The sequence below is a fragment of the Lentzea sp. CC55 genome, assembly GCF_021056325.1.
GTDB lineage: Bacteria > Actinomycetota > Actinomycetes > Mycobacteriales > Pseudonocardiaceae > Lentzea > Lentzea jiangxiensis.
The window spans coordinates 85913-104642 of sequence record NZ_JAJCXE010000053.1; the positions used below are offsets into that span (position 1 = coordinate 85913).

Annotated in this window: 26 protein-coding genes; 15 read left to right on the forward strand and 11 right to left on the reverse strand. The window is 70.7% G+C overall.

Translation table 11 applies throughout. The annotated features are described in order from the left end of the window. Positions 1-319: 319 nt before the first annotated feature. Positions 320-442 (forward strand): hypothetical protein, encoded by a 123-nt coding sequence (locus tag L6E10_RS40475; RefSeq protein ID WP_275677231.1) that lies wholly within the window; start codon positions 320-322, stop codon positions 440-442. Here L6E10_RS40475 and L6E10_RS32210 read toward each other — a convergent pair. Beyond that, positions 439-1065 (reverse strand): class I SAM-dependent methyltransferase, encoded by a 627-nt coding sequence (locus L6E10_RS32210; RefSeq protein WP_236223919.1) that lies wholly within the window; start codon positions 1063-1065, stop codon positions 439-441. The two genes, L6E10_RS40475 and L6E10_RS32210, sit on opposite strands and share 4 nt — an antisense overlap. Before the next feature lie 70 nt (positions 1066-1135). On the opposite strand from L6E10_RS32210, the gene L6E10_RS32215 reads away from it, so the two are divergent. Together L6E10_RS32215 and L6E10_RS32220 are read left to right on the forward strand one after the other, a co-directional pair. Beyond that, the gene (locus L6E10_RS32215; RefSeq protein ID WP_236223920.1) at positions 1136-2056 is read left to right on the forward strand and encodes a helix-turn-helix domain-containing protein; all 921 of its coding nucleotides are present in this window, start codon (positions 1136-1138) and stop codon (positions 2054-2056) included. A 74-nt stretch (positions 2057-2130) separates the two neighbouring features. Continuing rightward, positions 2131-2619: a GtrA family protein gene (locus L6E10_RS32220; RefSeq protein WP_236223921.1), complete on the forward strand. Its 489-nt coding sequence runs from the start codon at positions 2131-2133 to the stop codon at positions 2617-2619. A 1-nt stretch (position 2620) separates the two neighbouring features. Here L6E10_RS32220 and L6E10_RS32225 read toward each other — a convergent pair whose 3' ends face one another. Beyond that, positions 2621-2866 (reverse strand): DUF2630 family protein, encoded by a 246-nt coding sequence (locus tag L6E10_RS32225; protein WP_236223922.1) that lies wholly within the window; start codon positions 2864-2866, stop codon positions 2621-2623. A gap of 250 nt (positions 2867-3116) precedes the next feature. On the opposite strand from L6E10_RS32225, the gene L6E10_RS32230 reads away from it, so the two are divergent. The 5 genes from L6E10_RS32230 to L6E10_RS32250 are packed head-to-tail and all read left to right on the forward strand — an operon-like array spanning position 3117 to position 5824. Continuing rightward, a complete protein-coding gene (locus tag L6E10_RS32230) occupies positions 3117-3971 on the forward strand; it encodes a lytic polysaccharide monooxygenase (RefSeq protein WP_236223923.1) in 855 nt (284 codons plus the stop codon). Beyond that, the gene (locus L6E10_RS32235) at positions 3956-4504 is read left to right on the forward strand and encodes a DUF305 domain-containing protein (RefSeq protein ID WP_236223924.1); all 549 of its coding nucleotides are present in this window, start codon (positions 3956-3958) and stop codon (positions 4502-4504) included. The genes L6E10_RS32230 and L6E10_RS32235 overlap by 16 nt, the downstream gene beginning before the upstream one ends. Positions 4505-4542: 38 nt before the next feature. Further along, on the forward strand, positions 4543-4971 hold the full coding sequence (locus tag L6E10_RS32240) for a hypothetical protein (protein ID WP_236223925.1): 429 nt from the start codon (positions 4543-4545) through the stop codon (positions 4969-4971). Positions 4972-5006: 35 nt separating this feature from the next. After that, positions 5007-5411: a PRC-barrel domain containing protein gene (locus L6E10_RS32245; RefSeq protein ID WP_236223926.1), complete on the forward strand. Its 405-nt coding sequence runs from the start codon at positions 5007-5009 to the stop codon at positions 5409-5411. 29 nt (positions 5412-5440) lie between these two features. Continuing rightward, positions 5441-5824 carry a VOC family protein gene (locus L6E10_RS32250; RefSeq protein ID WP_236223927.1) on the forward strand — a complete coding sequence of 128 codons (384 nt, stop codon included), beginning with the start codon at positions 5441-5443 and terminating at the stop codon, positions 5822-5824. 75 nt (positions 5825-5899) lie between these two features. Here the strand turns inward: L6E10_RS32250 and L6E10_RS32255 are convergent, their stop codons facing one another. Next, entirely contained in the window at positions 5900-6271 is a 372-nt protein-coding gene (locus tag L6E10_RS32255; protein WP_236223928.1) for an STAS domain-containing protein, read from the reverse strand. A gap of 165 nt (positions 6272-6436) precedes the next feature. Here L6E10_RS32255 and L6E10_RS32260 point away from each other — a divergent pair, with 165 nt between their 5' ends. Continuing rightward, the gene (locus L6E10_RS32260) at positions 6437-7357 is read left to right on the forward strand and encodes a sensor histidine kinase (RefSeq protein WP_236223929.1); all 921 of its coding nucleotides are present in this window, start codon (positions 6437-6439) and stop codon (positions 7355-7357) included. Here the strand turns inward: L6E10_RS32260 and L6E10_RS32265 are convergent. The 4 genes from L6E10_RS32265 to L6E10_RS32280 all read right to left on the reverse strand — a co-directional run bounded on the left by L6E10_RS32265 (position 7291) and on the right by L6E10_RS32280 (position 8953). Next, positions 7291-7791: an MSMEG_6728 family protein gene (locus tag L6E10_RS32265; protein ID WP_236223930.1), complete on the reverse strand. Its 501-nt coding sequence runs from the start codon at positions 7789-7791 to the stop codon at positions 7291-7293. The genes L6E10_RS32260 and L6E10_RS32265 overlap by 67 nt on opposite strands. 3 nt (positions 7792-7794) lie before the next feature. After that, a complete protein-coding gene (locus L6E10_RS32270) occupies positions 7795-8232 on the reverse strand; it encodes a general stress protein (RefSeq protein ID WP_236223931.1) in 438 nt (145 codons plus the stop codon). Between the two features lie 133 nt (positions 8233-8365). Beyond that, positions 8366-8554: a DUF3072 domain-containing protein gene (locus L6E10_RS32275; RefSeq protein WP_308102927.1), complete on the reverse strand. Its 189-nt coding sequence runs from the start codon at positions 8552-8554 to the stop codon at positions 8366-8368. Positions 8555-8611: 57 nt separating this feature from the next. After that, on the reverse strand, positions 8612-8953 hold the full coding sequence (locus tag L6E10_RS32280; protein ID WP_236223932.1) for a hypothetical protein: 342 nt from the start codon (positions 8951-8953) through the stop codon (positions 8612-8614). 113 nt (positions 8954-9066) lie between these two features. On the opposite strand from L6E10_RS32280, the gene L6E10_RS32285 reads away from it, so the two are divergent. Continuing rightward, on the forward strand, positions 9067-9423 hold the full coding sequence (locus tag L6E10_RS32285; protein ID WP_236223933.1) for a DUF6401 family natural product biosynthesis protein: 357 nt from the start codon (positions 9067-9069) through the stop codon (positions 9421-9423). Between the two features lie 49 nt (positions 9424-9472). Here the strand turns inward: L6E10_RS32285 and L6E10_RS32290 are convergent, their stop codons facing one another. Both L6E10_RS32290 and L6E10_RS32295 read right to left on the reverse strand, forming a co-directional pair. Beyond that, positions 9473-10300: a hypothetical protein gene (locus L6E10_RS32290; RefSeq protein ID WP_236223934.1), complete on the reverse strand. Its 828-nt coding sequence runs from the start codon at positions 10298-10300 to the stop codon at positions 9473-9475. An 80-nt stretch (positions 10301-10380) separates the two neighbouring features. Further along, on the reverse strand, positions 10381-10557 hold the full coding sequence (locus tag L6E10_RS32295) for a hypothetical protein (RefSeq protein ID WP_176959647.1): 177 nt from the start codon (positions 10555-10557) through the stop codon (positions 10381-10383). A gap of 513 nt (positions 10558-11070) precedes the next feature. Here L6E10_RS32295 and L6E10_RS32300 point away from each other — a divergent pair. Genes L6E10_RS32300 through L6E10_RS32320 form a run of 5 tightly spaced genes read left to right on the forward strand, consistent with a single transcriptional unit; the run spans position 11071 to position 16589 of the window. Then, a complete protein-coding gene (locus L6E10_RS32300; RefSeq protein WP_236223935.1) occupies positions 11071-12060 on the forward strand; it encodes a LacI family DNA-binding transcriptional regulator in 990 nt (329 codons plus the stop codon). A 14-nt stretch (positions 12061-12074) separates the two neighbouring features. Then, the gene (locus L6E10_RS32305; RefSeq protein ID WP_275677233.1) at positions 12075-13670 is read left to right on the forward strand and encodes an FAD-dependent oxidoreductase; all 1596 of its coding nucleotides are present in this window, start codon (positions 12075-12077) and stop codon (positions 13668-13670) included. 15 nt (positions 13671-13685) lie between these two features. Further along, positions 13686-14882 carry an ABC transporter substrate-binding protein gene (locus tag L6E10_RS32310; RefSeq protein WP_236223936.1) on the forward strand — a complete coding sequence of 399 codons (1197 nt, stop codon included), beginning with the start codon at positions 13686-13688 and terminating at the stop codon, positions 14880-14882. Then, complete coding sequence (locus L6E10_RS32315) at positions 14879-15766, forward strand: carbohydrate ABC transporter permease (RefSeq protein ID WP_236223937.1); 888 nt, start codon at positions 14879-14881, stop codon at positions 15764-15766. Before L6E10_RS32310 ends, L6E10_RS32315 begins: the two co-directional genes overlap by 4 nt. Beyond that, positions 15756-16589: a carbohydrate ABC transporter permease gene (locus L6E10_RS32320; protein ID WP_236223938.1), complete on the forward strand. Its 834-nt coding sequence runs from the start codon at positions 15756-15758 to the stop codon at positions 16587-16589. Before L6E10_RS32315 ends, L6E10_RS32320 begins: the two co-directional genes overlap by 11 nt. Before the next feature lie 187 nt (positions 16590-16776). Here the strand turns inward: L6E10_RS32320 and L6E10_RS32325 are convergent, their stop codons facing one another. Then, a complete protein-coding gene (locus L6E10_RS32325; RefSeq protein ID WP_236223939.1) occupies positions 16777-17841 on the reverse strand; it encodes a family 2 encapsulin nanocompartment cargo protein terpene cyclase in 1065 nt (354 codons plus the stop codon). Positions 17842-17857: 16 nt separating this feature from the next. Then, positions 17858-18712: a geranyl diphosphate 2-C-methyltransferase gene (locus L6E10_RS32330; RefSeq protein WP_236223940.1), complete on the reverse strand. Its 855-nt coding sequence runs from the start codon at positions 18710-18712 to the stop codon at positions 17858-17860. Between the last annotated feature and the right edge of the window lie 18 nt (positions 18713-18730).

Consider the following 18730-nt stretch of genomic DNA (forward strand, 5'->3'; position numbering starts at 1 on the left):
GAAGACGATGCGAAGATGACGACGGCCGCGAACGCGATGGCCGGCAACGCGTTCCCGGTGCCGTGGGTGAGTCCGATGCCCGCACCGATCGAGAAGTCCGCCAGGTAGGCGATACCCCCCAGCGCGGACGCCCCGACGACGGCCGGCGGCCAGCGCCGGTACGTCCTCGGGGCGAACCGCAGGGTGTAGTCCTCGAGCGTCTCCCTGGACGCCGCGGGGACCGACGCGCGATCCACAACCTGGTCAACGGTCATGGGCCTCGACGCCAGGAAGCGCTCGTTTCGCGCGGTCGCACCATTTGTGTCCGGACGATGACGCTGTGTTCACCGGCGTCCAGGCGTTGCGGCTTCCCGGCGTCCAGATCCGGGCGACCTCGTCGTTCCCACCGGCGGCGACTCTCCTGCCGTCCGGCGCGAAGGCCACCGGTCTGCAACGGACCTAGCGGGCCGTCGCGACCTCGATGCCGACCTCGCCGAACAGCCGCAGCCGGTGCCGCGCGGTGGGCTCGACGGAGAACCCGGCGGCGGCGATCCGCTTCGGCACCGCGTCACCGACGTTGTCGCGCAGGTGCTCCCTCATGTGCCCGTGGTCGTGGAACACGGCGTCGGCGAGCACCAGCACCCCGCCCGGCCGCAGCACGCGGTGCACCTCGCGGAGCATCTCGTCCTTCGACGACGTGTCCAGGTGGTGCAGCATCAGGCTGGAGAACACCGCGTCGAACGAGTCGTCGGGGAAGTCCAGCTCCTGCGCGAAGCCGCGGTCCAGCCGCACGCGCAGGCCGGCGCGGCGCAGCTTGCTCTCCGCCCTCGCGAGCATCTTCAGGTCGGGGTCCACGCCGGCGAGCTCGACACCGGGGTGCTGCTTGCCGATGGTGCGCAACAGGTTCCCCGTGCCGCAGCCGACGTCGAGAACGCGCTGCCCCGGCCGCAGTCCCGCCGCCGCGGCCATCTTGCCGTGCACGCGTCCCAGACCGGAGACCCGGTGCACGACCTCGTAGAAGGGCAGCAGGTAGTGCTTGCCCATACCGGGGAGGTAGTCCCGCTCCTGGGACGATGTTTCGGTCATGAACCCATTCTGGCGCGCATGACAGCAAGGTTTCTGCGTCGATTGACGGTTTGAGTGGGATGATTTGACGGTGCGCACCCGACGGACGGCACCGAACGCCGACGAGCCCGCCACCTACACCTGGCAACCCGCCCCCGGCGAGCTGGCGGTCGCGGCCATGCGGCTCGGCCACGGCGCTGACGTCAACGGCGCTCACGAGGCGCACGCCCACGACTTCCCGGGCCTCGCGTACTTCGCCGAGCCGGGTGGTGTCGTGCGCACCGGCAAGCAGGTCCGCCACGTCGAGGCGGGCGACCTGTTCGTCATCGCGCCCGGCGACGTGATGGGCCGGGCCCACCGCGACGACCTGCTCGACGCGCACGGCTGGGGCGTCTTCTTCACCGCCGACGCGCTCGGCCCCGACACCCCCGGCGCGCACCTGGCCTGGCGCACGCACCCGTTGCTGTTCCCGTTCGTCCACGGCCGGGCGGTCGACGCCTTGCGGCTCAAGGTTCCCGAGCGGCAGCGCGACGAGTGGACCGCCCGCCTCGAGGCGCTGCACGACGAGCTGCGGCACCGCCGCGAGGGCTACCGGGAGGCGGTCTCGGCCCACCTCGTCCTGTTGCTGGTCGCGGTGTCGAGGCTCGCCGCGGACGTCGTCGGCGACCTGCGCGAGAACGCGGAACCGCTGCTGGCCGAGGTGTTCGACGTGATCGAACGGCGCTACCCGGAACCGCTGTCGCTGCGCGAGGTCGCCGCCGCGGTGCGCCTCTCCCCCGGTCACCTCACCTCGACGGTGCGCAGGCGGACCGGCCGCACGGTGCAGGAGTGGATCACCGAGCGCCGGATGGTGCAGGCGCGGCGGCTGCTCGCGGTCACGGACCTGCCGATCGGCGACATCGGGCGGCAGGTGGGCTTCCCGGACGCCGGCTACTTCGCGCGCACGTTCGGCAAGGTGCACGGGACGAGCCCGACGCGGTGGCGCGGGTCGAACCAGCTGAACGGGCGCTGAACTCCTGGGGACGGCCTGTCGATCACCCGTGGTTCGCCGGATTCGTCCCGCTGCGGCATGGCACTGTCGGGGACATGACCGGCACCACCACCGTGCACGACGGCCGACGAGACCTCGGTGCGAGGTTCCACGACCTGATGGAAGCCGTCGTGAGGTGGCTGCCGTTCGGCCTCTCCCGCGTCGTGGCGCCGAGCCTGCTCGGGTTCGCGTTGATCAACGGGTTCACGTTCGGCGTCGACCTGCTGCTGCTCACGTTCTTCCGCGGCGGGCTCGGCCTGCCGGTGCCGATCGCGTTCACCGCCGCCTACGTGATCGCGTTCGGTCTGAGCTTCGTGCTCAACCGCGCGCTCAACTTCCGCTCGCACGCGCCGGTCGGGCCGCAGGCCGGGCTCTACGCGGTCGCGATCCTGGTCAACTACCTGGCGTTCGTCCTCGGTGTCGGCAGCGCGCTGACCGAGCTCGGCCTGCAGTACCACCTGTCCCGGATCGTCGCCGGGGCGTGCGAGGCCGCGTTCATGTACGGCGTGATGCGGTGGGTCGTCTTCCGCGACGCCAAGGCCTGACCTACTGCAGGTAGCCCTCGACCTCGCCGACCGAGCGGGCGGGGACGTCGTCGGCGTCCTCGCCCCGCGCCCGTGCCGACCGGCGCCGGCGCAGCAGGTCCCAGCACTGGTCCAGGGCCTCCTCGACGGACCGCAGCCGGGCGTGCTCCTCGTCGGACGTGATCTCGCCGGCCGCGAGCTGCTCGCGCAGCCTGTGCTCCTCGTCGACCAGCTCGTTGATGCGGCCCAGCACGTTCTCGTCGCTCATCTGCCCGACTCTACGACGATCCCGCCGCGCTCGCGGGGGGACGGGCGCGGCTGCGGCCGGTCGTCGAAGCACCTCGGCTCGCCGCACACCGCGAGTGCGTTGTGGACGGTGCCCGAGCGAGGGCGATTCGTCCGGTTGGTGCAGTGAAATGGTTCAACCACCTCCTTACACTCGTGAGCAGGGCCGCCGAACCCGACGCGCGACCACCTCCCCGTGGGGTGTTCGCCACCTCCGCCTGCCAGGAGGCGTTGTGAGAACACGGAATCGGCTTGCCCTTGCGAGCCTCACGGCCACCACCGCCGTGGTCGTCGCGTTCATCGTCCCCACCACCCCCGCCATCGCGCACGGCACCATGTCCGACCCGGCGAGCCGGGTCTACACGTGCAAGAACGAGGGACCCGAGACGCCGAAGTCCGACGCGTGCAAGGCGGCCGTGGCCGCCGGTGGCACCCAGGCGTACTACGACTGGAACGAGGTGTCGCTGCTCGAAGCCGGCGCCCGGCACCGCCAGCTCATCCCCGACGGCAAGCTGTGCAGCGCGGGCCGCGACAAGTACCGCGGCCTCGACCTGCAACGCGCCGACTGGCCCGCGAAGCGGGTCTCCGCCGGGCCGCTCACGGTGACCTACCACGCGTCCGCGCCGCACTCGAACAGCAACTTCGAGTTCTACATCACCAGGGACGGCTGGAACCCGACGCAGCCGCTGCGGTGGTCGGACCTCGTGCACCTGCAGACGTTCAACAACCAGAACCCCGGCACGTTCACCAACTGGACGCTCACCCTGCCGCAGCGCTCCGGCCGCCACGTCCTCTACTCGATCTGGCAGCGCGTGGTCGGCAGCAACGAGGCCTTCTACACCTGCTCGGACGTCGACTACGGCGGTGGCGGCACGCCGCCCCCGACCACGACGACCACCACACCCCCGCCGGGCACGACCACCACGACGACTCCCCCGCCCGCCGGGGGCACGTGGGCCGCGGGAACGACGTACTCGGTCGGCAACCGCGTCACCTACGGCGGCGTGAACTACGAGTGCCAGCTCGCGCACACCGCCCTCGCCGGCTGGGAACCGCCGAACACGCCCGCCCTGTGGCGACGCCTCTGATGCGGTTGTTCCTGCTGGTGCTCGCCTTCGTGGCGTCCGGCTGCGCCACCACGCAGCCGGACGCCGTGTTGCGCGGCGATCCGCTCGACGTGATGTTCCTGCAGATGATGCTCCCCCATCACCGGCAGGGAGTGGAGATGGTCGCGCTCGCCCGCGACCGCGCCCGGAACGAGGAGCTCCGCATGCTCGCGGCCGCCATCGAGAAGACCCAGGTGGCCGAGGCCGACACGATGAGGAACTGGCTCACGTCGTGGGGAGAGCCGCTGACGGCACCACCGGATTCCCACGCGGGCCACGGCGGCATGCGGCAGTCGGACCCGGAGGAGGTCGCGCGGCTCTCGGCGCTGCGCGGGGCGGAGTTCGACGAACGCCTGCTCAACGTCATGATCGCCCACCAGGACGACGCCGTGCAGATGGCGCGGTGGGAGGTCGGCAGCGGTGCGAACCAGGAGGTGAAGGACCTCGCGGACCGGATCGAGAAGTCCCGCACGGCCCAGATCGGCATGATGAAGAAGTTCCTCGGCACGATGTGACGGGTACTCGGTGGGCACGCCACCGAGGAGGTCGGGCCATGATCAGCCGCTCACTGCTGAGGCAACTGCCCGTGCGGGCCGTCACCGGGGCGTTCGTGCTGCACTCGGGACTCGGCAAGCGCGGCGCCGACCGGGAGACGGCCGAACGCATGCACGGCTGGGCGTCCAGCACTTACCCGGTGCTGCGCGGGATCGACGCGCAGCGGTTCGCGAAGCTGCTGTCCGCGGGTGAGATCGCCGTCGGCGCGGTCCTGCTGGCGCCCTTCGTCCCGGCGGCCGTCGCGGGCCTGGCGCTCACCGGCTTCGCCGGGGCCCTGCTCGGTCTCTACGCGAAGACGCCCGGGATGCGGCAGGAGGGCAGCATCTGGCCGACCGACGAGGGCATCGGGCTCGCGAAGGACGCGTGGTTGCTCGGCATCGGCCTGTCCCTCGTGATCGACGGCATGCCGCGCTCCGACCACCGCTGAGCCCCGACACCACCAGCCTGATCGAGGAGGCCGACATGCAACCCGTCCCGTTCATCCCGTGGGTCTGGCGCGACCCGTCCTGGGTGGACCCGCCGGAGCACGACCAGGACGAACTCGCCGACCGCCCCGACACCGGCCTGATCGGCTACGAGGTCGAGGCCACCGACGGCGGCATCGGCAAGGTCGACGAGGACAACGCGAAGGTCCCGCACGACTGCCTGATGGTCGACACCGGTCCGTGGATCTTCGGCCGCAAGGTGGTGCTGCCGGTCGGCACCGTGCGGCACGTGGACCACGCCGAGCGGAAGGTCCACGTCGACCGCACCAAGGAGCAGATCAAGAACGCGCCGGAGTACGACGCCGACGACCACGACGGTTACCGCAGCCGCACCGACGAGTACTACGCCGACAGCTACCGGCTGATGCCGCCGATGCTCTAGTCCTCCGCAGGAGTTCTAGGCTGTCCCGCATGGTCTCGGTCTTGCAGAACGTGGCGATCGACTGCGCCAACGCCTACGAGCTGGCCCGGTTCTGGAGCGAGGTGACCGGCCGCCCGATGCACCCGGACGACGAGCCGGGTGACGCGGAGACCGAGGTGCTGCTCGCCGAGGGCCCGGTGCTGTACTTCAACCAGGTTCCGGAGCCCAAGCAGGTCAAGAACCGCCTGCACCTGTGCCTGCGGCCCGAGACCACGCGGGACGAGGAGGTCGAGCGGTTGCTGGGCCTCGGTGCCACGTTCGTGGGCGACCACCGCAACCCCGACGGCACCGGGTGGGCGGTCCTCGCCGACCCGGAGGGCAACGAGTTCTGCGTGCTGCGCAGCGCGGAGGAACGGGCCAGGACCGAGGCCTGACGTCCTCGCCACCCGGAACCACGGCGGGGATGCCGGCCTCCTGAGCGCAGGGGAAGAACGCCGAGCCCGACGGGATCAGGCCACGGCGGGCGGCAGGAGCGCGTCCCTCACGGACGACCGCACCCCCAGCACGCCGGTCAGCTCCAGCGCCCGCAACGGCCGCAGCACCGCGGCGGAGTTCGCCACGACCACCAGCGCGCTGCCGCGGCGCAGGCTCAGGTCCTGGTGGTCGAGCAGCAGGCCGATGCCCTGGGCACCGAGGAACGTGACGCCCGTCAGGTCCACCACGACCGGCGCGGGCGGCACGACGGCACCCACCGCCTCGGCGAGGCACTCCGACAGGTGGTCGGCCGTCGTGCAGTCGACCTCGCCGGCGACGTGCACGAGGACGGCGTCGCCCACGCGCTCGCGGGTGGCTCGGAACGGGACTTCGCCGTCGGTGAGCACGAGGCAACCTCCAGTCGGACCGGCGCGAACGGCCGGGCTGGTCGCTCAACCCGCCCCGACCGTAGCGCAGTACCCGTGTGCACGCGGTGCGACGGATTCCCCGGCGTCGGTCGCACCGCGGCTGCCGCGATTGGACCGCCCGATTCCGAGGTAACATCGGTCGTCGTGACCGGTTTCTTCCACGAGACCGCCTTTTACGGCTCCGACGACGACTTCCTCGCGCATGTCGTTCCGTTCCTCGAGAGCGGGCTGCGCGCGGGAGAGCCGTCGGTGGTGGCGTGCGGCGAGTGGAACACCTCCCTGGTGCGCGGTGCTCTCGGCCGTGACACGGCTGTCCTCTACCTGCCCGGTGCCGACCAGTACTCGCGGCCGTCCGAGGCCATCTCGCAGTACCGCGCCCTGTTCCGCGAGCACACCGAGGCGGGCTCGCGGCAGATGCGCGTGGTCGGCGACGTGCCGCACCCCGGCGTGGGCGTGCGGTGGGACTGGTGGGCCCGGTACGAGGCCGCCGTGAACCAGGTCTACGCGGAGTTCCCGGTGTGGGGCCTGTGCCCCTACGACACGAGGACCACTCCGCCCGAGGTGCTGGCCGACGTCACCAAAACGCACCCGAACGTGGCCACCGCACCCGGCACGCACGAGGTCAACCCCGGCTACCGCGAAGGCGTCCCCGGCTCGGCGCAGGTTCCCGACCTGTTGGAACGGCGCAGTCCGCTGGTCGAGCTCGTCGACCCGACCGCCGGCGCGGTGCGCGAGGCCGTCGGCTCGGTCATCGGTCGGCTGAGCCTGGGCCAGGACGAGGCGCACGACGTCGTCTACGCGTCCAGCGAGATCGTCACGAACGGGCTGACGCACGGCGCCGCGCCGGTGAGGTTCCGCCTGTGGGCGGACGAGAAGCGCGTGGTGGTCTCGGTGACCGACCAGGGAAGCGGGCCGTCCAACCCGGCGGCGGGCCTGGTGCCGACCACCGAGACCCTGACGGCCGGTCTCGGTCTGTGGATCCTGCACCGCACGTGCGACTACGTGTCGATGGGCCGTGACGCCGACGGGTTCACCGTTCGGGTGAGCGTGGGCGGCCAGACGTAGGGCAGGTCGTCGGGCACGTCCGGGAAGAACCGGCGGTAGTGCCCGGGGTCCTTGCGGACCAGCGCCGACTGGTGGCTGCGGTGCACCGCCTCGTCGCCTAGCCACCCCGGCAGCTCACCCGCGGCGGCGAGCTCGGCCTGCGTGCGCACCACCGCGATGCCCCTGGCCTGGGCCAGGTCAGTGCGCATCGTGGCCTCGCAGGTGTCGGCGAACCCCTGGGCACGCCATTCCGCGCAGATCTCGACGCCGTACCGGACGAGCGCCTCCTCGAACCCGACCCACATCTTCACCGCGGGGTGGTGGCGCCAGCCGTGACCCGGCACCACCAGCGCCCGCTGCACCTGCAGGGTCTCGACCCGCTGCTTGCCGAGCCTCCGCCGGTCCAGCACACGGGCTGAAGCGGCGAAGTCGGCATACGGCAAGAAGGTCTGCACGGCTCAGAGCACGTAACGCGCCGCCTCCGCGGCCCGCTCCCGGTCGACGTGCACCTCGTACCGCTGGGCCTCCAGCGTCATCACGCTGGAGAAGTCGCGCTTGCCGCGCGTGCTCCAGTGCGCGACGAAGCCGAACACCGCTCCCCAGAACGCACCGATCACGAGGCTGATGAGCACGAACCACACCCAGGTGGTGTCGGCGGAGAACAACCCGAACAGCAGGCCGATGAAGACGCCGAACCACGCACCGCTGGCCGCGCCGGCCAACGCCGCGCGGCCCCTGGTCAGCCGTCCGGTCACCTGCTCGACGGTGCGCACGCCGTCGCCGACGATCCGCACGCTCTCCACGGGGAAGCCGTCGTCGGACATCCTGTCGACGAGCCGCTGGGCGCCGAGGTAGTCGGCGAAGGTCGCGAGCAGGCTCGACTCGGTCCTGGTCACTTCGTGCTTGATGTCCACGCGGACCGGGTTCCCCCGATCACGCACAGCAAACGGCGGCGGGGCCGCGCCCCGCCGGGCGGACGAGGCGACGCCCGTCCCGCCCGGCGCTGTCGGGCCGGGTCCGTCCGGGTGGTCAGTTCCCCCGGCCGGTCTTCTCCTGCAGCTGGTCGATGAGCTGCGACGCCTCGACCTTGGTGAGCTCGGCGGGCACCTCCTCGCCCGCTTCCTGGGCGAGGGTGTGCAGGTACGACTCCTGCGGACCGGTCATCGGCTCGTCACCGGTCGTCCAGTCCTGCGGGTCCTTCTCGGGCGTGCGGTTCACTGCCGTCCCCTTTCACTCGAACGCCCGTTCGAGATACCCGGGGTGACGGCGGCTCAATCACCGGCCGAGGACGACGTCTCCCGGAGTGGACGGACCGGGCACGACCACCGCGGGCCGCACATCGGCCAGCAGGCGGTGCGCGACGGTCAGGAGCATCCGCGCCTCCATCCGCTCGTTGTAGCGCAGGTGCTCCTCCGCGGCCTCGACACATCCCATGACCTGCGGGGACACCTCAGCCCCGGCAGCGGCGCACGCGGCCGCGGCCTCCCTGAGGCCTCTTCGCGCATCGTCCCCCTCGACGTCGGCCAGCGCCGAGCAGACGGCGTTGTCCAGCTTCTCCAGCGCGGTCACGCGAATCCGCCGCAGTGATGTGTCGTCGAGTTCCGCGGTCACGGTCATCGCCCGCCTTCACAGTCGTGGGTGCGCGCCGACTGCTTGACGCAATTGGACCGGATACCCCCTTCGGAGCACCCCGAAACCGGCGCTGGAGGAACTTTGGCTACCGTGGCGGGATGCGTGCGACCTGGCGTGAGAAGAACGCGCGACAGTGGATCTCGGAACTGTCGGGCCGGATCGGGCTGGCCGGGTGGACGGCGCTGGCGATGACGCCCGCGCTCGCCGCCGAGGTGGACCAGCACGGCGCGGCCGTGCGCGACATCCTGCTGCTCGGCGTCGAGGGCGCCGGCACCGTGGGCGCGGTCGTGCTCCTGGCGGCGTACGGGCGTGGTCTGCTCGACGACGTGACCGACGCGGACTGGACCCCGACGTCGTGGCTCGGTGTCCGGCTCATGGCCATCTGCCAGCTCGCGCACCTGCACGACGTGAAGCCGCTGGACGACGGCGTCGTGGCGCTCCCCCGCCTCACGTGAACGACGAGGCGCACCCCGAGCGGGATGCGCCTCGTCCGGTGAACCTCGGTCAGCGGTCGTCAGGCCTGCGCGTGCCGAGCACCGGGTCCTCCGCCGGCACCTGACTGCCCACCGCCGGAACCGGCTCGGTCATGGGCTCAGCCGGGACCGGGGTCGGCTGGACCCCACCGCGCACGGCGTCCTCGCGCCCGCGCTGGTAGGCCTGCGCCTGCGCTTGCGCCTGGGGCAGCTCCTGCTCCGCACGACCCAGCCAGCCTTCCCAGCGCTGCTGCATCGGCCGCACGAGACCGCCACCCACACCGACGACGAGGATGCCGCCGACCGTCGCGAGCACCGCGATCAGCACCGGCGTGGTCACCGTGGTGGCGACGCCGATCTGGTTCAGCGCGGCGATGATGCCCAGCGCCCAGATGAACACCGAGGCGATGTTGGCGAGGATCCGGCCGTAGGACAGGCCGCCGAGCGCGCCACCGATGAAGTCCTTCACCGCGGTGGCCACGGCACCCGCCACGACGACGATGATGATCGCGACCGCGGCCCTGGGCAGCCACGCCACGATGCCCGTCAGCAGTACGGAAACGGGGTTCGGACCCCACACGCCGAACGCGATCTGCAGCGTGATGAGGATCAGCGCGTAGTAGACGAGCTTCGCGAGCAGGTCGGACGCGTCGTACTTGCTGCGCGCCAGCATCTGCTTGACACCGCCGCGCTCCACGAGCCGGTCGAAGCCGACCCGTTCGAGAACCTTGTCGACGAGCTTCGAGACCGCTTTGGCGATGAACCAGCCGATCAGCAGGATCAGCAGGAACGCCGCGAGTTTCGGCACGAAGGTGGCCACGGCGCGCCAGGCGTCGGTCAGCCCCTGTTGGAAGTCCATGTCGAGCTCCCTTCGCACGGGCGCCCGGCAGGGCCACCCTCACCAGGCAGTACCCGGCGAGGGTGGACTTCACACGGTTTTCACGAGACCTGGCGCAGCTCGCGGTCGCTCGCCACGAGGTGCTCCCAGGTCCGCCCGCGCTGGCTGGGCGGCGCGGAGCCGTCCGCGGTGCACACGGGGTACACCAGGCCGAAGGGAACCGGCTGATCGAACTCGTCACCGGTGCGAACGTCGACGAGATGACGCACGTGTGCCATGACAACCACTCCTCACGACCGACGGAGGACACACGCGTCCGGGCAGCTACCCGAACGGGGGACCTGGGGTTTGGGACCATCGAATACCCCGTGAGCTGCGCGAACATTCCTCCTGCCATTGCGACATCAGAGTGAACCTATCCGTCCACAATGGACTAACGCGCTGTGGTCGCAGGAGCGGAGGTCCCGCTCGCCCCGAGGACGCGTCCTCGGGTGAACGTGAGCCGGACGGCGTGCGGCAGCGGAACCGGTGGGGCTCACCGCCGAGGACTTCGACCGCCGTGGCTTGTCCGAGTCCGGAGCCCGGCCGGGGGAACACAGTTGCCAGCGCCCGCAGCTGTTGTTGTTCACCCCCGCACGGACGTCCTCGTCACCGCTGCCTGCCGGGCGGGACCGCGGAACTCTCCCTCCCGCCACCCGCGCCCGTCAAGGTGCTAATTCGAATTATTACAGGGTTGACCGCCCACGGGGTGGTGTCGCAGACTCCGTGCCAATTCGAATTGGCAGGTGCTCATGGCCAAGAGGCTCACCCAGCAGGACATCGCCCGGATGGCAGGCGTCAGCCAGGCCACGGTGTCGCTGGTGCTCAACAACCGGACCGACAGCGGCGTCCGCATCGCGCCGGAGACCCGTGCCCGCGTGCTCGAGGTCATCCGCAGGACGGGCTACGTCGCGAACCCGATCGCGCGCAGGCTCCACGACCAGCGCAACCGGATCCTGGGCGTGTTCACCTACGAGGCCGTCTTCCCGAGCACCCGCGCCGACTTCTACCAGCCGTTCCTGGAGGGCATCGAGGAGCAGGCGGAGGAGGCGGGCTGCGACCTGCTGCTGTTCACGAGCGCCAAGGCAGCGGGCGGCCGGCGGCGGATCTTCAGCGACGACAGCAGGATCCGCCTCGCGGACGGGTGCGTGCTGCTCGGTCGCACGGTCGACCGCGACGACCTCGCTCAGCTCGTGAGCGAGGGCATCCCGTTCGTCTCGATCGGCCGGCGCGACGACGCGGGCGGCCCGGTGCCGCACGTCGGCGCCGACTACGTCTCGGCCGTGCGGGACCTGGTGGACCGCGCGGCCGCCCTCGGCCACCGCCGGTTCGCCTACCTGGGCGCCGGCGTGGGCGCGGAGTCCTCGGCCGACAGGTTGCGCGGCTTCGAGCAGGCCGTGGCCGCGCACGGCGTCGAAGGGACGCACGTGCCGTTCGCCGAGCTGGACCAACTGCTCGACGCGGGCGTCACGTGCGTGCTCACCGAGGAGGTCTCCGACGGTGCCGCGCTCGTGCTCGCCGCCCGCCAGCGCGGCCTGTCGGTCCCCGGTGACCTGTCCGTCCTGATGCTCGGCGCCGCCACCCGGCCCGCACCGGACGACGTGGACCTCACGGGGTTCCGCATCCCGCGCCGCGAGATGGGACGCAGGGCGGTGCAGGCGCTGACCGAGGTGCTGGAGAACGGCACCACCCCGCAGGAGCTGCTGTCCTGCGAGCCCGTCGCCGGCTCGACGCTCGGCTGATCAGGAGGAACCTGTTGCTGCACAACACTGACGTCGTCGTCGTGGGCGGCGGACTCGGCGGGGTCGCCGCCGCGCTGGCGCTGCTGCGCGCCGGTCGCCGGGTCGTGCTCACCGAGGAGTTCGAGTGGCTCGGCGGTCAGCTGACCAGCCAGGCGGTGCCGCCGGACGAGCACAGCTGGGTCGAGCGCTTCGGTGTGACGGCGAGCTACCGGGCGTTGCGCGACGGCATCCGCGACCACTACCGCCGCCACTACCCGCTGACCCCGCGGGCGCGGGCGTGGCGGGAGCTGAACCCCGGCGCGGGAAACGTGAGCAGGCTCTGCCACGAACCCCGCGTCGCCGTCGCCGTCATCGACGAGATGCTGGCGCCGTACCGGGGCAGCGGCAGGCTCACCGTCCTGCAGCCCGCGAGGCCGGTGGCCGCGCGCACCGACGGTGACCGGGTCGTGTCCGTCACCGTCGAGCACCACGGCGAGCAGGTCGAGCTGCACGCGCCGTACGTCCTCGACGCCACCGAGACCGGTGAGCTGCTCCCGTTGTCCGGCGCGGAGTACGTGACGGGCTTCGAGTCCACCCTGGACACCGGTGAGCCCAGCGCGCCCGAGGTCGCCCAACCGGCCAACATGCAGGCGATGTCGGTGTGCTTCGCGATCGACCACGTCGACGGCGACCACACGATCGACAAGCCCGCGCGGTACGGCTTCTGGCGGGAGTACCAGCCGGACTACTGGGGCGACCGGATGCTGTCGTTCCGCTCCCCCGACCCGCGCACGCTGACCACCGCCGAGCGCACCTTCACCCCGAACCCGGACGACGACCCGCTCGGCGTCGTCTCCGACCAGCGGGTCAGCGCGGGCGACAGCAACCTGTGGACGTTCCGCCGCATCGCCGCGCGGCGCAACTTCGTCGAGGGCGCCTACGACAGCGACATCTGCCTGGTGAACTGGCCGATGATCGACTACTTCGAGTCGCCCGTGATCGACGTCCCGGACGCGGACGCCCACGTCGCGGCGGCGCGGGAGCTGTCGAGGTCGGTCCTGTACTGGCTGCAGACCGAGGCGCCCCGCGCGGACGGCGGCACGGGCTTCCCCGGCCTGCGCCTGCGCGGTGACGTGACCGGCAGCGCGGACGGCCTCGCCCAGGCGCCCTACATCCGCGAGTCGCGGCGGATGAGGACCGAGTACACGATCGTCGAGCAGGACCTCTCGCTCGCCGTGCGCGGCGACAGGGGCGCGGTGCGGCACGCGGACGCCGTCGGTGTCGGCATGTACCGCATCGACCTGCACCCCTCGACCGGCGGCGACAACTACCTCGACATCGCGAGCTGCCCGTTCGAGATCCCGCTCGGCGCGCTCGTCCACCAGCGAGTCGAGAACCTCCTGCCCGCGGGCAAGAACATCGGCACCACCCACATCACCAACGGTTCCCACCGGCTGCACCCGGTCGAGTGGAACGTCGGCGAGGTCGCGGGCGCGCTCGCGGACTTCTGCCTGGCGCACCGGGTCACCCCTCGCGCGGTGCGCAACACCCCCGGCCTGCTCGCGGACTTCCAGCACCGCCTGGAACGCGACGGGGTCGAGCTCCGCTGGCCGGACGTGTCCGGCTACTAGCCCTGGGAGACAACGATGTCCCGACTTCTCGCGCTCGTCATCACCGCCGCCCTCGCCCTCACCGCGTGCGGCGGCGGGTCCTCCGACCGGTCCGGTCCGAAGTCGCTGCGCATGACCGTGTGGACCGCCAACGAGGCACACCTCAAGCTGCTCGGCGACATCGCCGCCGAGTACAGGGCGTCGCACCCGGACGTCGCCGAGATCAAGTTCGACACGATCCCGGCCGACGGCTACACCACCACGCTCACCACGCAGATCGCCGGGGGCAACGCGCCGGACCTCGCGTGGATCCTGGAGGAGTCGGCACCGGACTTCGTCTCCTCCGGCGCGCTCGCCCCGATCAGGGGCGAGGTCGAGAAGGCCGACGAGCTGGTGCCGTCCGCCACGAAGCTGTGGGAGTCCGACGGCGAGCTCTACGCCTATCCGTTCTCCACCTCGCCGTTCGGGCTGTTCGTCAACACCGACCTGGTGAAGGAGCTGCCGGCCACCTGGGAGCAGGCGGTCGCGGCTGCGGCCGGCAAGAACCTCGTGCTGCCGGACTTCAAGTACCAGAACTGGGCCGTGCTGTCGGCGATCTGGCGCGGCTGGGGCGCGAACGCGTGGAGCGAGGACGGCAGGCGGTGCGGCTTCGCCGACCCCGAGATGAAGGACGCGATGGCGTTCATCCACAAGGCGATCTTCACGGACAAGGCGATCCCCGGCCCCGGCACGACCGTCGACTTCTTCTCGGGCGACGCGGCGATGGCGATCAGCCAGATCTCGCGGGCGGGTGCCTTGAAGGACGCGAAGTTCGGCTGGACGCTCCTGCCGTTGCCGAAGGGTCCGAAGGGGGACTACGCGGTGATCGGGCAGGCGGGTGTCGGCGTGCTGAAGCGCTCGAAGAACGCCGAGGCCGCCGCGGACTTCCTCGGCTTCTTCACCAACGCCGCCAACTCCGCGAAGCTCGCGCAGTTCTTCCCGCCCGCGCGGCGGTCCCTGCTCAACGCGGACACGCTCGCGAAGAGCAACCCGCTGATCAAGCCCGAGCAGCTGCAGTCCGTGGTGGTCGACGGCATCGGCAAGGGCGTCGTGAAGCCGAGCCACCGGGGCCAGGAGGAGCTGAACCAGACGATCCGCGCCGCGCTCGACCCGTTGTGGAAGCCGGACGCGAACGTCGGCGAGGTGCTCGACGGGGTGTGCGCGAAGATCAAGCCGCTGCTGGAGCGCTCGTGACGTTCTGGACGCATCGCAGGCGCGACACCCTGGCCGGGTACTTGTTCGTCACGCCCGCTCTGCTCGGCAGCCTCGCGTTCGTGCTGGTCCCGCTGGCGATGGTCGGCTGGTACAGCCTCAACGAGTGGAACGTGCTCGGCGGGACGTTCGAGTTCGTCGGTACCGGCAACTACAAGCAGCTGCTCGACGACGAGAAGCTGCGCGAGTCGCTCGTCGCCACCGCGTGGTTCGCGGCCGGGCTGGTGGTGCTGAACCTGTCGCTCGCGTTGCTGCTCGCGGTGCTGCTCAACCAGAAGCTGCGCGGCACCACGCTGTTCCGCACGTTGTTCTTCTCCCCCGTGCTGGTGTCGCTGGTGGCCTGGACGCTGGTCTGGCAGCTCATGCTGCAGCCGGAGGGCAGCGTGAACGGGCTGCTCGGGTTCTTCGGCGTCGACGGGCCGAACTGGCTGCGTGGCGAGTCGACCGCGATGATCTCGGTGGTCGTGGTGCAGGTGATCAAGAACGTCGGTCTGAACATGGTGCTGTTCCTCGCGGCGCTGCAGGGCGTTCCGGCGCCGCTGCACGAAGCGGCGAAGATCGACGGTGCCGGCGCGTGGACGCGGTTCCTGCGGATCACCATCCCGTTGATCAGCCCGACGATCCTGCTCACGTCGATCATCACGATCGTCGGCTCGCTGCAGGTGTTCGCGCAGATCGCCGTCCTCACCCAGGGCGGCCCCGGCACGTCCACGACCGTGTTGATCTACTACCTGTACCAGCAGGCGTTCCAGTTCCACCACTTCGGCTACGGCGCGACGATCTCGGTGCTGCTGTTCGCCATCGTCGCCGCGCTGACCCTGCTGCAGTGGCGGATGCGCCGGAAGTGGGTGCTCCATGAGTCGTAGCGCCTCGAAGCGGAAGGTCGCGCTCTACGGGCTGCTGTGCCTGCTGTGCGTGCCGTTCGTGTTCCCGACGTGGTGGATGGTCACCTCGTCGATGAAGCCGATCAGCGAGATCTTCTCGGAGTCGTTGCTGCCGTCGGAGTGGACCTTCTCCACCTACGAGCAGGTGTTCCGCATGCAGCCCTTCGGGCAGCAGTACTGGAACAGCCTCTACATCGCCGTGATCGTCACGGCGGGGACGATGGCGGTCGCGGCGATGGCGGGGTACGCGTTCGCCCGCATCCGGTTCCCCGGCCAGAACGTGCTGTTCGTGGTCGTGCTGACCGGTCTGCTCATCCCGAGCGAGGTCACGATCGTGCCGCTGTTCCAGCTCTTCCAGACGCTGGGGCTGACGAACACGCACTGGCCGTTGATCGTCGTGCCGGTCTTCGGTGCGCCGTGCGTGCTGGCGATCTTCATCATGCGCCAGTTCTTCATCGCGCTGCCGCCGGAGCTGGAGGAGGCCGCGCGGATGGACGGCCTCGGCCGCGCCGGGATCTTCTACCGGATCGCGCTGCCGCTGTCCCGGCCCGCCCTGGGCGCGGTCGCGATCTTCACGTTCCTGCACTCGTGGAACCTCTACCTGGAACCGATCGTGTACCTGTCCACACCGGACATGTTCACGCTGCCGCAGGCGCTCACCCAGTTCGTGGACATCTACGGCGGCCCGATGTGGAACGTGCAGCTGGCCGCCGCCACGATGACGGCGGTGCCGATCCTGGTCGTGTTCGTGCTGGCGCAGCGGCAGTTCATCGAGGGTCTCGCGCACACGGGCGTGAAGGGGTGATCGATCCCGTCGCGCAACGGTGAGCCTCCGGGCGGGTGGTCACCGACGCCGGGCTGCCCCGGGGTGGCGCGGCGACGTTCACCGAGGGCATGCGAACGGCGTGCCGGTGCTCGTGCGGCCGGCCGGTGCGTGGGTCTGCTCGCTCGCCCGAGCCCCTCGCGGGCGGATTCCGCGAGGGGCGTGGCGGCTACCGGTAGCGCGGGTGGGTGGTGTGCCACTCGAAGCCGCCGCCCATCCATGCCTTGACGCCCTTGAGGAACCGGTGCAGCTCCGGCGACGGGACGGCGAGCAGCGCCCTGTGCCCGGCCTCGAAGTCGCGCACCAGCTGGTTGTGCAGCTCGACGGTCCGCGCGGTGGCCTCGGCGATCGAGCAGCCCCTGTCCGCGGCGATCTGCAGCACCATGTTGCAGACCGGCTTCTCGTCGGCGGCGTCCTTCTCCACCGACACCAGGTCGTTCACGACCACCGACGCCGTGCCCGCGGCCGTGAGCAGCTGCCGCACGCGCGGGTCGTAGTACAGCGGCGCGGGCAGCTCGTAGCCTCCGACGGCGTCGATCAGCGTCATCGACGTGTAGAAGGTGTCGTGCTGCCTTGTCGCGAGGTACTGCCACGCGGGCGGGTAGTTGCCCGTGTGACGCCAGGCCGCGTAGGCGCCCCACGACACGAACATCGCGAACGTGGAGTAGCAGACCCTCTGCACGACGGTCGCCGTGCTGCGCGAAGCCAGGTGCGCGATGCCCGATCTGAGGCCGACCAGCACCGGGTCGGACCCGATCCTGTCCTCGAGGTCCTCGGTGAACTCTGCGGCGGGCGCCACCGGGTCCATCGCGGCCATCGCCAGTGCCAGGCGCGGCGGCAGCTCGGCCGGGACGGCGCCCATCTCGGTGTCGTCGGCGTACAGGTCGTCCGCGGCCCACCAGGCCGCGTTCAGCTTCGCCGCGATCAGCAGCTGGCCGACGTCGTCGGTGTCCACGTGCGTGAGCACCGCGAGCCGGCCGAAGAGGCCGGCCAGGAACCGTTCCGGCTCCTCGAAACCGCACTCCCGCGCCCAGGTGACCAGCCGTTCGTCCACGGCGGCCGCCAGCAGGGCGTCCTCGCGCTCAGGCACCGGCACGTACAGCGGTGGCGCCGTGCCGTCACCCCACGGGCGTTCGGCGTAGCCGGCGTCCGCGGACAGCTCGACGGCCGCGGGCCGTCCGAACCGGGCAGCGGAGGTGCCCAGCCCGGACGGCCTGGTGAGGAGATCCCTCAAGTCGGACACGGTGGCGTCAGATCCTGTCGGCGACGATCAGCAGGTAGTGGAACGACCCCTCCCGGTAGGCGGTGAGGAACGGGTCCTCCACCCCGGTCGCGACCGACGACTGGGCGCGCAGCTCCCAGTACGGGATGGTGTCCGGCGTCAGGTCGACGACGCTGATCGGCACGAACCCGTTGTCCGCCAGCGCGCGGAAGTACTCGCTGCGCGGGTGGATGTTGCAGATGTAGTGCTGGTCGATCTGGCTGACCGCGCGCGACCGCAGGCCGGTCAGGTCGTTGGAGCAGCCGGTGATGCAGACGTACCGGCCGCCGGGGGCGATGAGCCGCGCGAATTCGCCGTACAGCTGCTGGAGGTCCACGTACATCGTGGTCTCGTTGGTCCAGATGCCGTCGAACGAGCCGGTCTCGAAGCCCGTGTCGAGCATGTTCCTGAAGTGGAACTTCACCTGGTCGGCGACGCCGCGCTCGACGGCCTGCCTGTTGGCGAACGCCACCTGCTCCTCGGAGATGCTGACGCCGTCGATGCGGGCGCCGAACCGGGCGTTGGCCATGAAGCTCGTGCCGCCGCGGCCGGAGCCGCCGTCCATCAGGTGGGGGTTGGCCGGGAGGTCGCCGAACGCGTCGAGCAGCACCTCCGCCTGGGCCGTCTCCAGCCGGTGCATCTCGGCGATCATCACCTGGTCGCGCACCGAGAGCGGAGCCTCCAGCACCGCGGGGTCGTACTGGCCGAGCCCGTAGTGGTGGTGGTAGAGCCCGTCCACCTCGCCGAGCTTGATGTTGACCGGGTCCTTCTCCCTGTTCCAGTAGTCCGCGACGGAACGCTGGTAGTCGGTGCGCAGGACCGGCTTCACAGTGGGGCTCGCCATACCTGGGTGGCTCCTGTT

Coding starts and splice junctions, on each gene's coding strand:
- L6E10_RS32285 (WP_236223933.1), top strand. CDS start 9,067: ATGCGTGCGACCTGGCGTGAGAAGAACGCGCGACAGTGGATCTCGGAA.
- L6E10_RS32240 (WP_236223925.1), top strand. CDS start 4,543: ATGATCAGCCGCTCACTGCTGAGGCAACTGCCCGTGCGGGCCGTCACC.
- L6E10_RS32330 (WP_236223940.1), bottom strand. CDS start 18,712: ATGGCGAGCCCCACTGTGAAGCCGGTCCTGCGCACCGACTACCAGCGT.
- L6E10_RS32310 (WP_236223936.1), top strand. CDS start 13,686: ATGTCCCGACTTCTCGCGCTCGTCATCACCGCCGCCCTCGCCCTCACC.
- L6E10_RS32210 (WP_236223919.1), bottom strand. CDS start 1,065: ATGACCGAAACATCGTCCCAGGAGCGGGACTACCTCCCCGGTATGGGC.
- L6E10_RS32245 (WP_236223926.1), top strand. CDS start 5,007: ATGCAACCCGTCCCGTTCATCCCGTGGGTCTGGCGCGACCCGTCCTGG.
- L6E10_RS32320 (WP_236223938.1), top strand. CDS start 15,756: ATGAGTCGTAGCGCCTCGAAGCGGAAGGTCGCGCTCTACGGGCTGCTG.
- L6E10_RS32250 (WP_236223927.1), top strand. CDS start 5,441: ATGGTCTCGGTCTTGCAGAACGTGGCGATCGACTGCGCCAACGCCTAC.
- L6E10_RS32220 (WP_236223921.1), top strand. CDS start 2,131: ATGACCGGCACCACCACCGTGCACGACGGCCGACGAGACCTCGGTGCG.
- L6E10_RS32280 (WP_236223932.1), bottom strand. CDS start 8,953: ATGACCGTGACCGCGGAACTCGACGACACATCACTGCGGCGGATTCGC.
- L6E10_RS32225 (WP_236223922.1), bottom strand. CDS start 2,866: ATGAGCGACGAGAACGTGCTGGGCCGCATCAACGAGCTGGTCGACGAG.
- L6E10_RS32295 (WP_176959647.1), bottom strand. CDS start 10,557: ATGGCACACGTGCGTCATCTCGTCGACGTTCGCACCGGTGACGAGTTC.
- L6E10_RS32300 (WP_236223935.1), top strand. CDS start 11,071: ATGGCCAAGAGGCTCACCCAGCAGGACATCGCCCGGATGGCAGGCGTC.
- L6E10_RS32290 (WP_236223934.1), bottom strand. CDS start 10,300: ATGGACTTCCAACAGGGGCTGACCGACGCCTGGCGCGCCGTGGCCACC.